Source organism: Moraxella bovis (assembly GCF_025985205.1).
Classification (GTDB): domain Bacteria; phylum Pseudomonadota; class Gammaproteobacteria; order Pseudomonadales; family Moraxellaceae; genus Moraxella; species Moraxella bovis.
Genome location: NZ_CP087840.1, coordinates 1443634 through 1455299 on the forward strand (window position 1 = coordinate 1443634; position 11666 = coordinate 1455299).

The 11666-nt window shown below is 45.1% G+C and carries 9 protein-coding genes and 1 pseudogene; 6 read left to right on the forward strand and 4 right to left on the reverse strand.

The features are described 5' to 3' along the window. Window positions 1-59 precede the first annotated feature (59 nt). From rsmA to LP107_RS14465, 5 genes and pseudogenes are all read left to right on the forward strand, one after another. On the forward strand, window positions 60-911 hold the full coding sequence (rsmA, locus tag LP107_RS07130; protein ID WP_112742244.1) for a 16S rRNA (adenine(1518)-N(6)/adenine(1519)-N(6))-dimethyltransferase RsmA: 852 nt from the start codon (window positions 60-62) through the stop codon (window positions 909-911). 41 nt (window positions 912-952) lie between these two features. Next, window positions 953-1819, forward strand: coding sequence for a symmetrical bis(5'-nucleosyl)-tetraphosphatase (locus LP107_RS07135; protein WP_112742243.1), 867 nt, complete (start codon window positions 953-955; stop codon window positions 1817-1819). A 25-nt stretch (window positions 1820-1844) separates the two neighbouring features. Beyond that, window positions 1845-2636 (forward strand): M23 family metallopeptidase, encoded by a 792-nt coding sequence (locus LP107_RS07140; protein ID WP_162860384.1) that lies wholly within the window; start codon window positions 1845-1847, stop codon window positions 2634-2636. 613 nt (window positions 2637-3249) lie between these two features. Then, window positions 3250-4146, forward strand: a pseudogene (locus tag LP107_RS07145) (type II toxin-antitoxin system HipA family toxin). Beyond that, a protein-coding gene (locus tag LP107_RS14465) for an IS630 family transposase (protein ID WP_420832143.1) occupies window positions 4103-5007 on the forward strand; the annotation gives its coding sequence in 2 pieces (ribosomal slippage) (window positions 4103-4418 and window positions 4418-5007; 906 coding nt in all). Before LP107_RS07145 ends, LP107_RS14465 begins: the two are co-directional and overlap by 44 nt. A 63-nt stretch (window positions 5008-5070) precedes the next feature. On the opposite strand, the gene tpx is transcribed toward LP107_RS14465, so the two are convergent. The 4 genes from tpx to LP107_RS07170 form a co-directional block, all read right to left on the reverse strand. Next, window positions 5071-5574 carry a thiol peroxidase gene (gene tpx / locus LP107_RS07155; RefSeq protein WP_078274762.1) on the reverse strand — a complete coding sequence of 168 codons (504 nt, stop codon included), beginning with the start codon at window positions 5572-5574 and terminating at the stop codon, window positions 5071-5073. 80 nt (window positions 5575-5654) lie between these two features. Next, entirely contained in the window at window positions 5655-6521 is an 867-nt protein-coding gene (locus tag LP107_RS07160; RefSeq protein WP_078274763.1) for an SDR family oxidoreductase, read from the reverse strand. A 143-nt stretch (window positions 6522-6664) separates the two neighbouring features. Further along, complete coding sequence (sohB, locus tag LP107_RS07165) at window positions 6665-7648, reverse strand: protease SohB (RefSeq protein ID WP_078274764.1); 984 nt, start codon at window positions 7646-7648, stop codon at window positions 6665-6667. 61 nt (window positions 7649-7709) lie between these two features. Further along, a complete protein-coding gene (locus LP107_RS07170; protein ID WP_078274765.1) occupies window positions 7710-9572 on the reverse strand; it encodes a potassium/proton antiporter in 1863 nt (620 codons plus the stop codon). A gap of 294 nt (window positions 9573-9866) precedes the next feature. Between LP107_RS07170 and aspS the strand changes: the two genes are divergently transcribed. Next, on the forward strand, window positions 9867-11666 hold the full coding sequence (gene aspS, locus LP107_RS07175) for an aspartate--tRNA ligase (protein ID WP_112742238.1): 1800 nt from the start codon (window positions 9867-9869) through the stop codon (window positions 11664-11666).

Below are 11666 nucleotides of genomic sequence, written 5' to 3' on the forward strand. Positions count from 1 at the left end.
CAATTTTTATTTTTTGGTAAAGGGTGTTATAATTGGCTAAATTTTAAGACAAACACACCATGACCATTCGCACGCCAAAAGAATTTAATCACGCCCCCAGAAAACGCTTTGGGCAGAACTTTTTACACGATACAGGCATTATCCGCCAAATCGTTGATAGTATTCGCTTATCTCGCACCGATAACCTACTAGAAATCGGACCGGGGTTTGGGGCATTGACCGAGCCACTACTGGCGGAGGTGGACGGCATGACAGTCATCGAGCTTGACCGTGATTTGGCAAATGGTCTAAAAATCAATATTGGGGCGAACAGCCACCCTGATTTTACCATCATTAATGACAACGCCATGCATATTGATTATCATGAGCTTGCCAAGCAGGTGGGGCGTGGGGCGTTTCGTGTGGTGGGAAATTTGCCTTATAACATCTCCACGCCCATTTTATTTCGCTTGTTAGAATTTAGCGATGTCATCACTGACATGCACTTTATGCTTCAAAAAGAAGTTGTTGAGCGTATCACTGCCGAGCCAAATACCAAGGCGTATGGGCGACTGTCGGTCATCATGCAGTATCATTGCACCGCTAATTATCTTTTGACCGTGCCAAATGGAGCGTTTAACCCACCACCAAAGGTAACCTCTGCGGTGTTTCGTCTAACGCCTTTTAAGGTCAAACCCTTGCAAGCTCAAGATGAAAAACTCTTTGCCGATGTCGTGCGTGAGACTTTTAATCACAGACGCAAAACCTTGCGAGCGATTTTTAAAAGCGTGAGTATGTTACCAACTTTGGACGATGAGGATTTTGCCAAAGCGGACATCGATCCCCAAGCCCGTCCTGAGACACTAAGCGTGGCGGATTTTGTGCGACTGTCCGATGTCGCCTTTGAAAAAGCCAAAATTGACCCCAAATAATTATTATAATTGAACAAACTTTTTATTATTTAACTGATATAATGAATGTAGTAGCACCCAAAGTTTATCGTCATGAATACGTCATTGGGGATTTACAAGGTTGTTTTGATGCCTTTAATCGACTGCTTGTTGCCCTAGATTTTGATGAAACCCAAGACAAGATTTGGCTGTGTGGCGACATCGTGGCTCGTGGGGAGAATTCCCTAGACACCCTAAGACAAGTCAAGCGTTTGTCCGACATTGGGGCATTGACCACCGTGCTTGGCAACCATGACATTACGCTGATTGCCACATGGCGGGGCGTTTTACCCATCAAGCCCAAAGACAACACCGCACCGATTTTTACCGCTCCCGACTGTGATGAGCTGTTAAACTGGCTACGTCATCAGCCATTTTTGGTATATCCCAACGACAAAACGGTATTGACCCATGCAGGCATACCGCCCCATTGGAAGGTCAAAAATGCCAAAGGTTATGCCAAAGAATTAGAACAAGCCTTTGGCGGTGATTTAGATGAGCTTGATAAGCTGTTGCCTAATTTATACAGCAAAGCCATCGAACCTTGGTCGGATAAGCTAACAGGTCATGCTCGCCTGCGACTGATTGTCAACTATCTGACACGCATGCGACTGTGTGACAAACATGGCACGCTTGAATTTTCATTCAAAGAAAGCCTTGGCGATACCATGCCTTTGGGTTATCGTCCTTGGTTTGATTGGAAAGTGGTACGCAAACGCAAGATTTTGTTCGGGCATTGGGCAGCACTAGAAGCAAAAATTGCCACCGACCACGTTCGTGCGTTAGATGGGGGCTGTGTGTGGGGTGGCAAACTGGTGGCGTATCGCCTTATTGATGAACGCCTTATTACCGTAAATGGCATAGACGATAGGAGTAACAACCATGGCTAATCTGTCTTTTTTCACTATAAAAGAGGTGACACTGTCACATACTCGAATGGGTGTAGCCATTTTAACAGCGTTAATCCTGTCAGCGTGTGCCAACAAACCCACCTATCAGCCAAATAATAACACTCGCACCACGCCTGCTGGTGGCAACCATGCCAAGCAAGGTGTGCCACAGCGTTACCAAGTCCAACGTGGCGATACCGTCTCAAAAATCGCCGCTCGCTATGGTCTTAACTGGCGTGAAGTCAGTCGCATCAATCGCCTAGACAGTAATCACACCATCCGTGTCGGGCAGTGGCTAACCCTATGGGGGACATCAAACCCCGCCCAAGCTGACACAAGTACCAGTATCACACAAAGCCCCATGCACTCAAATACCAATACAAACACAACCAAGGTGATTACCGTTAAAAACCCCATGGTCGGCAGTGTGGGCGTCATGCAATTTGAATACCCTGTCAGCAAAGATAGTAAAGTTGTGCGTCACTTTGGTGAAATTAGCAACATCAACGGCATTAACACCAAGGCCGAAGGCATGTGGTTTATTGGCAAAAACAATGATCCGATTCGTGCCGCCCGTTCAGGGACGGTGGTACATGCTGACAATGCTAGTACAGGTGGCATTATTACTATCTCACACCCCGACGGCTTTGTTAGCAGCTACCTGCATGTCAAGGATGTCAGCGTTCGCAAAGGGCAAAAAATCGGTGTGGGCGACCCTATTGCCAAGATGAAACAGCAACAAAATAGGGCAACTTTACTAGAATTTCGTATTGCTAAAAACGGCGTCTACATTGACCCTGTGACGGTTTTAAAATGATTGGATGCAGCTAAAAACCCCACCAAAAGAAAACCGTTCATGGCAATTTGTCTGTCCATAACGGTTTTCTTTAAACTTAGAACCCCAAGAACCTGTTCACAATCAAAATATACTTGCAAGAAACTCAAGAGTTATTTGCGCTTTATTTAAAATAAAACTCCAACCACTCATAAGAAGTAAAGGTTTAATGCCAAATCTTGCTTATTTAAAGCAATTGTTGGTGCTAGCTTGCGGTTTAAGTAGTTTAACTTGTATATGACAGTTATTGATACTTTATACTCAAGTGCCAGCAAAGTAACAGATCGCTTGTGTTTATGATAAGCTGTCCAAATGACTGCCCTGTGGTGGGGGTAGTCTTGTGTTTTTATGTATGTTCATTTACAGTATTCGACCTTGGGTGCTGTAAATAACGGGAATATATTTTACAGCTACAATCAAGCAGTGAAAATACACACCCAGAGTGCAACCATGACGCCACACAAAAAATGAATTTTTATTATTAAAGCATTTAGGGCAAGACCTACCAGGAGCCATCACCACCATTCCAATCAATATGCAACAAGTACCTAACTTTATCATTCATCATCTAGGATTGACCAAAGATGATGTGGGCATGACCCCACAGTCAGGCAGTCATGACGACACACCCATTAACGACAGCGGTCTATCTCACCCTTTTTCTTTGGCGGGCGTGCAGACCAAATTCTCCATGCGTCAGATGATGACTCACACAGGCGAGCGGTTTACACTACCCTTGGTTGGTCAAAAATCCACGCTTGGCAACTGGATTGTTAAGACACCATCGCAATCACACCCTTTTGTCCCCGAAAATGAATACAGCATGATGCGACTGGCAGAGCTTGCAAAAATAGAAATCCCGCCAATCAAGCTTACACCCATCTCATCGCTTACTGGCATTGCAGATACTACCATGTTCAATCATGAAATGGTAGATATATATAATCCACCACTGGCTTATGCCATACAACGATTTGACAGGCAAACCCTAGCCGATGGTAGCGTTAGATGCATACACAGCGAAGATTCTGCCCAAATTCTTGTCAAATACCCCCATGAAAAATATAACGGTGGTAATTATGCCAGTCTTGCCAAAATCCTGTATTAGTTCAGCGAACATGGTTTGTCTGATGTCAATCAGCTCGCCAGACGAATCTTGGTAAATATCTTAATTGCCAACGGTGATGCTCATCTCAAAAATTGGAGCGTGATTTATAAAGATGGCGTAAATCCTGTGCTATCACCAGCCTATGATTTGGTTAGCACCAAAATGTATTTACCCAATGAAACCAGCTTTTCACTCAATCTTGATGGTACTAAGCACTGGTATCAAGTCAATATGACTCATTTTGAACATTGGGCAAAAAAGCGGACGTATAACCAACAAACCTTGAAAAAATACCAATCATCCCCATATCTCCATCACCATTCACTAATCACTACTTCAAATGGCTTATTCACTAGAAATCAGACAAAAAGCCTTGGCTTATGATGACAAATGCAAGAACATTGACCTTGTTATAGAAGCTTTTGGTGTATCAAGACACACCGTGTTTCGTTGGAGACGACAACTTAAAGAAACAGGCAATTTGTCTTGTAAAAAACCCACCAACAGACCCAGAAAGTTTGACAGAAAAGAGCTTCTTGCTTACGTAGAAGCAAATCCTGACAAATACCTACGTGAAATTGGTGAAGTATTTGGGTGTAGTGATATGGCAATCCATAAAGCACTCAAAGCAATGAACATTACTCTTAAAAAAAGACCACAACTTATAAAGAGCAAGACCCAAACAAAGTCAAAAACTACCAAGACAAATTAACCCAACTACAAGCTACGTCCAAACACGGTTATGAGCTTGTCTATATAGATGAGACAGGCATTGATACTTACCTACACCGTACTCATGCAAGAAGTCTAAAAGGTCAAAGAGCCTATGATAAAGTCAGTGGCAGACGCTATCAACGAGTCTCCTTAGTGGCAGGACAAATAGGGGATAAAGCTAAAAACCTGATTGCTCCACTCATCTACAACAATACAATGACAAGTGCTTTGTTTGAAACGTGGTTTGAACAAATGCTACTGCCTTGTCTTAACAATCACACCAAACAAACAGGCAAGCCTTGTATCATCATCTTAGACAATGCAAGATTTCACAGAATGAAACACTTGCAAGCGCTTATCAATAACACGCCATACAAACACATCATCTTACCATTACCACCTTACTCACCCAAGCTAAATCCAATAGAGCAAACTTGGGCAACGATTAAGAGATGGCTTAGAAGTCATTTGTCAGAGTTTGATACAATCGAAGAAGGTTTGAAGTGTTATTTTGGGGTTTGGTGGGTGTAAATAAAATTTTAAAACATTAAAAATAGCCCATATTTGGACTATTTTTTGAGCAAACCAAATAAATCAAGCCAAAGATGCCAACGCCTTATCATAATCGGGCTCACTCTTAATCTCTGGCACAAGCTCGCTATGCAATACTTTGTTATCAGCATCTAACACAATGACCGCACGAGCAGTTAGCCCTGACAATGCTCCTGATGTCATGGTAACGCCAAGAGTTTTGGCGATGTCATCATTTCTAAAAGCGGACAAAGTTTTAACATTGTCAAGCCCTTCTGCCCCACAAAAACGGGCTTGAGCAAAGGGCAAATCTGCCGAAATGCACAGTACTACGGTGTTATCAAGCTCGCTTGCTTTTTGGTTGAATACACGCACAGACGTGGCACAAATGCCTGTGTCAATGCTTGGAAAAATGTTTAAAATCTTGCGTTTGCCTGCAAAATCGGACAATTTGACGTCCGCCAAATCATTGCCCACTAAGACAAAATCAGCGACCGTCTCGCCCACTTTGGCAAACTCACCTGCCACATCAACGGCATTGCCACCTAAGGTAATTTGACTGCTCATACGCACTCCTATTTATTGATAAAGGGATAACCTATATTACTGTGCTTTGGGATAAAATGCAAACCATCCACACCTTTTAATTACAAAAATTTGGTAATCAGTCGCAATGGCAAATATTTCATGCCCAGCCCAATCGGTAGCCACGGCCACGCAGGGACATAGGCTTCATCTACTTTGGCTTCAATGGCTTTGACAATCACGTCCGCCCCTTCGTCTTCTTCGACTTCAAAGGGCAGATATTTTGCCCCGATATTTAGGTCGGTACGCACATAACCAGGGTAAATGGTGGACACCGTAATCGGCAATTTTTCAGTAATCGTATCAGCACGTATCCCCTCAGCAAGAGCCGCAAGTCCTGCTTTGGCAGCAGCGTAAGTCGTCAAATGTCTTGGCAGTCCACGCACCGCAGACATACTGGATATGACAACCAAATGACCGCTATTTTGACGGCGGAATATTTGCATGGCAGATTCACACTGAGCAAGGGCGGAGATGAAGTTGGTCTCGGCGGTGGCACGATTTATCGCAAATCGCCCATGCCCAATCACGCGACTGTCGCCCACGCCTGCGTTCACGATGATTTTGTCAAGCGTACCGCCGTCATTTTCCACGTCTTTGGCAAACTCTTCAAACACGGCAAACACATCATCATATGCCGTAACATCCAGCGTACGCACATAGACTTTAATACCAAATTCTTTTTCTAGCTCGGTTTTTAGAGCCTCCAAGCGGTCAAGTCGTCTGGCACAAATCGCCAAATCATACCCCAAAAAGGCAAATTTCTTTGCCATCATCGCCCCAAGCCCCGAGCTTGCCCCTGTAATCAGCACCGTTTTGCCTTGACCGATACCACGAATGTCATTTAAATCTTTGATTTTACTAAATTTATTGGCAACCACTCGTCCGAATTTATCGGCTTTGGCAAAGGCTTCTTCTAGTTTTTTCATAAATAACCCAAATCACACGTTAAAATCAATAAAAAAGCGAACAACCATTGTCCGCTTTTAAAAAGTTGAATGGCTTATTTTACACCATTTTTATCAAAATTTTAAGTAAAATGATGTGTACATTCAATCACTTGCAAGACTCTTTAAGGACGTTGATATTTGGCAAGCTGTTCGCCCACCGATGACATCATGTGTCCGACCATCTCACCCATCTTTACGCCCACCTGCTCAGACAGTCCCAATTTTTCTGCCAAAGTCGGCTTGGTGCGGGTATGCAATACAAAGACGTCATGCTCTTTCATTAGTTCTAGCACATAGGCATCAGACGTGCCAATCTCATCAATCAGCCCCAAATCCAAAGCGTCCTGCCCAAACCAAATCTCGCCTGTGGCAATCTTCTCCACATCTAGGCTTGGGCGGTGCGTTTTGACAAAGGTTTTAAACAACTCATGAATGCGGTCAATGTCCGCTTGGTGCTTGGCACGGTCTTCATCGTCATTTTCACCAAACATGGTAACGGTACGCTTGTACTCGCCTGCCGTGAACATCTCATAGCCAATGTTGTGCTTTTTTAGCAGTTCATGAAAATTGGGGAGCTGACTTACTACACCCACCGAACCGATGACCGCAAAGTCGCTGGCGATAATTTTGTCCGCCACGCACGCCATCATATAGCCACCACTTGCCGAGATTTTATCCACGCAGACAGTTAGCGTAAGCCCCGCCTCTTTTAGGCGAGCCAATTGCGAGCTTGCCAAACCATAAGCATTAACCTGTCCGCCACCGCTCTCTAAGCGTACCAGCACTTCATCGCCTGATTTTGCCGAGCTGATAATCACGCTAATCTCTTCACGCAGATGAGCCACCGCAGATGCTTTAATGTCGCCGTCAAAATCTAGCACAAACACACTTTTATCACTACTCTTACTTTTGTCGTCTGTCTTGTCTTTTTTGTCTTTTGCTTTGTCTTTGGCTTTTTTGCACAATTTGCCAAACAGACCGCATTTTTTGTCGTCTTTTTGGCTGTTTTTTAGAGCGTCTTTTAGTTGCCCTTGGCGTTTGTCTTGGAGCTTATTAAGATGAATAATGGACAATTCGGTGGGTTTTTTTGATGAATGAAATAGCATGGTTTTACCTTTATTGATAAATTTTAAAAAAATGGGGTTTGTTTGGCGTTTTAAAAGCCCCTTATTCCTTTTTGACCGTATTTTTTAGCCCCACGCCACGCAGTCTGCCCCGATTGTCCACATCACGCACAATAAGACTCCAGTGGTCATTGAGTCGCACCTTATCGCCACTGACAGGTTCGGCATGGAAATGACTTAGCATATACTCTTCGATGGTCTCATTTTTGTGCTTATCAAATATCTCAATCAACTCATCATCAATCCCGCCAAGCGTTGATTTGGGTGGGGTAAATACTTCAAAAAAATCAAAGGGCATTTTTTTGGTGGATTTGGACGTGCTGGATCGGTCGGTTTTGAGTAAGGATTGCCCACCGCTAAAAAACGGCAAATCGGCAATTTTGATGTGGGGAGACAGCAGCCAATCGCCATAAAACTCGCTTGTTTTTTGGTATTGGGTGGCAGAATTGTTAAAAATCTTTGCCACAGAGTTGGCATTATCCCCACTCATGGCATACCACACCACATCGCCCGCCCGCAATGCTGTGTCGTCATTGACAACAAGCAAATGCTCATTTCGTACCACCGCAAACAAATTGACATCCTTGGCATTAAAACGGCTTGAGATATTGACAGGGTGTCGCCCCACGGCAAACGCCCCCTTACCCACTTCAAATTCATAAAGCGTAATATTGGCATGGTCGCCCACCCAAATCTCATGCTCCGCCTTTGGCTCGCTATCGGTTGGCACCCACACCCCAAAGGCTCGGGACATAAAGGGAATGGTCGCCCCTTGGGCAAGTAGCGACAAAATCACAAGCCCAAAGGCGATGTTAAATGCCAAATTGGCTTGGGGAACTGCCATCATAATCGGGATAATAGCAAGGGTAATCGGCACTGCCCCACGCAGTCCCACCCACGAGATAAAGCCAATTTCACGCCAATTAAATCCAAAAGGCAAAAGGCTTGTCATGACCGCAAACGGGCGAGCGACAAACAACAAAAACAAAAACACAATCAAAGAATAATGCCACACTTGCAAAAGACTAGATGGCGTAACCAGTAGCCCCAGCACCACAAACAGCACCGCCTGCGATAGCCACGCAAAACTGTCCATGACCCGAAGTACGTGTTCGGTGGCACGCACTTTGGTATTACCAATCGCCACGCCTGTCAAATATACCGCCAAAAATCCCGAACCGCCTAGCAGGTTGGTTGCCCCAAACACCGCCATGCCTGCTGACATAATCAAAATGGCATACATACCGTCCGCCAAATGCACCTTGGGGAGCAGTTTTGACAGCACAAAACCCGACACCACGCCCATGACCAGCCCCACGCCAATTTGGGTGGCAAGTAGCGACAAAATCGTCCAGATTGTTTGGCTTTCGGGGTCAAGGTTTAGGGCAATCATGACCGTAACAAGCAAAATTGCCAAGGGGTCGTTCGCCCCCGATTCAAGTTCAAGCGTTGCTTGCACACGGTCGTTGAGCTTAACCCCACCATTTCTAAGCAGGCTAAAAACGGCTGCCGCATCGGTACTGCCCACGATGGCGGCAATCAACAGCCCAAGTCGCCAGTCCACCCCCAAAAGATAGGCAATAAAAACCCCAAGCGTCAAAACAGTCGCCACAACGCCCCAAGTAGCAAGGGTAACGGCGGGTTTTAGCCCCACCCGAAACGAATTAAGGGACGTTCTAAGCCCCCCATCAAGCAAAATGCACGCAAGGGCAGCTTGTCCGATAAAATTGGCAAGGGCATACTGCTCAAACTCAATCCCCAAAATCCCTTCTTCGCCTGCCAACACACCCACGCCCAAAAAGAATAACAACAAAGGCACGCCCAAACGAGCCGATAACTGGCTTGTCATAATACTTACAAAAATCAGCACCGCCGAGACAAGGTACAAAATATTTAGGGTGTCCATCACGCTCCTTTTTGGGTTGGGTAATTTGTGGGCAAAACTTGACAGCAGTCAATCATCAAAAATCAGTCAAAAAGATTAATTGTAACACAAAATCGTCCCAAACGTGCCAATTTTTTTCCAAGAATAATTCCAAAAAACCAAACGCAAAAACCAAACAAAGGAGCTACTTGCCCGCTTATGCCACTTTGACAAATTTTTACAAAAAAACTTGCCCAAATTGCATTTTAAAGGCATAATAGCAGGTTTGAACCATTTTACTTTTAAAATTTAAAGCAACTTTCAAAAGGCAAATTTATGGCAATTCGCACAGAATATTGCGGTAGTGTTACCGAAAGCTACATTGACCAAACCATTACCGTTGTCGGCTGGGTGCACCGCCGAAGAGACCACGGGGGCGTGATTTTCTTGGACATGAGAGACCGAGATGGACTGTTGCAAGTCGTCATCGACCCCGACACGCCAGAAGCCTTTGCCACCGCTGATAACGCACGTTCTGAATTTATCCTAAAAATCACAGGGCGTGTGCGTAAAAGATACGAAGGCACCCAAAACCCCAACATGAAAAGCGGTCAAATTGAACTTCTTGCCAAAGAAATTGAAACCCTTGCCACCAGCGAAACGCCACCATTTCCACTAAACGATGATTTTAGCAACGTCTCAGAAGAGCTACGCCTAAAATACCGCTTTCTTGACATTCGCCGTCCTGAAATGCTTGACCGCTTGCGTTTTCGCTCAAAGGTTACAAGCCTAATCCGCAACTACCTAGACAAGCATGGCTTTTTGGACGTTGAAACGCCCATCCTAACTCGTGCCACCCCAGAAGGGGCAAGGGATTACCTTGTGCCAAGCCGTGTGTCTAATGGCGAGTTTTATGCCCTGCCACAGTCGCCACAGCTGTTCAAACAGCTTCTTATGGTGGGTGGTATTGACCGTTATTATCAAATCGCCAAGTGCTTTCGTGATGAAGATTTGCGTGCCGACCGTCAGCCAGAGTTCACCCAAATTGACATTGAGACATCGTTCCTTGATGACAACGACATCATGGACTTAATGGAAGGCATGACCGTCAAGCTATTTGACGAACTGTTGGGCGTAAAATTTGACAAATTCCAGCGTATGCCGTATAGCGAAGCCATCCGTGATTACGCCTCCGACAAGCCTGATTTACGTATTCCATTAAAACTTGTGGACGTGGCGGACATCATGCAAAACGTGGAATTTAAAGTATTCTCCGCCCCTGCGACAGACCCCAAAGGGCGTGTGGTTGCCCTACGCATTCCAAAAGGCGGTGAGATTACGCGTCGCCAGATTGATGACTACACCAAATTTGTCGGCATTTATGGGGCAAAAGGTTTGGCGTACATCAAAGTAAATGATGTATCCAACATTAACAACGGCGTGGATAAAGAAAGCGGATTACAATCGCCCATCATCAAAAATATGACTGATGACGTGCTTGTCGAGCTTATCCGCCGTACAGGTGCCGAAAATGGCGACATCATTTTCTTCGGTGCTGACAAAGCCAAAATCGTCAATGATGCGATGGGAGCCTTGCGTGTTAAAATCGGTCATGATTTAAACCTACTTACATCAGAATGGGCTCCCTTGTGGGTTGTGGACTTTCCGATGTTTGAAGAGACCGATGACGGCAAATGGACATCAGTTCACCACCCATTTACCCGCCCAAAAGGCACGGTAGAAGAGATGAAAAACAGCCCAGAGACCGCCCTATCTATCGCTTATGACATGGTGCTAAACGGTACAGAGATTGGCGGTGGCTCACTGCGCATCAACACCCTAGACATGCAAAAGGCAGTTTTTGAAGCACTAGGCATTAGTGAAGCCGAAGCCGAAGAGAAATTCTCATTCTTGCTCAACGCCCTAAAATACGGTGCTCCGCCCCACGGTGGCTTAGCATTTGGTCTTGACCGTTTGGTAATGCTGATGACAGGGGCAAGCTCCATTCGTGATGTCATTGCCTTTCCTAAGACCAAAACAGCAGAATGTCCGCTTACCGAAGCCCCTGCTGGCGTGGATAACAAGCAACTGCGTGAGCTTGGCATTCGTGTGCGTGAAAAAGAAAAAGCTGAATAA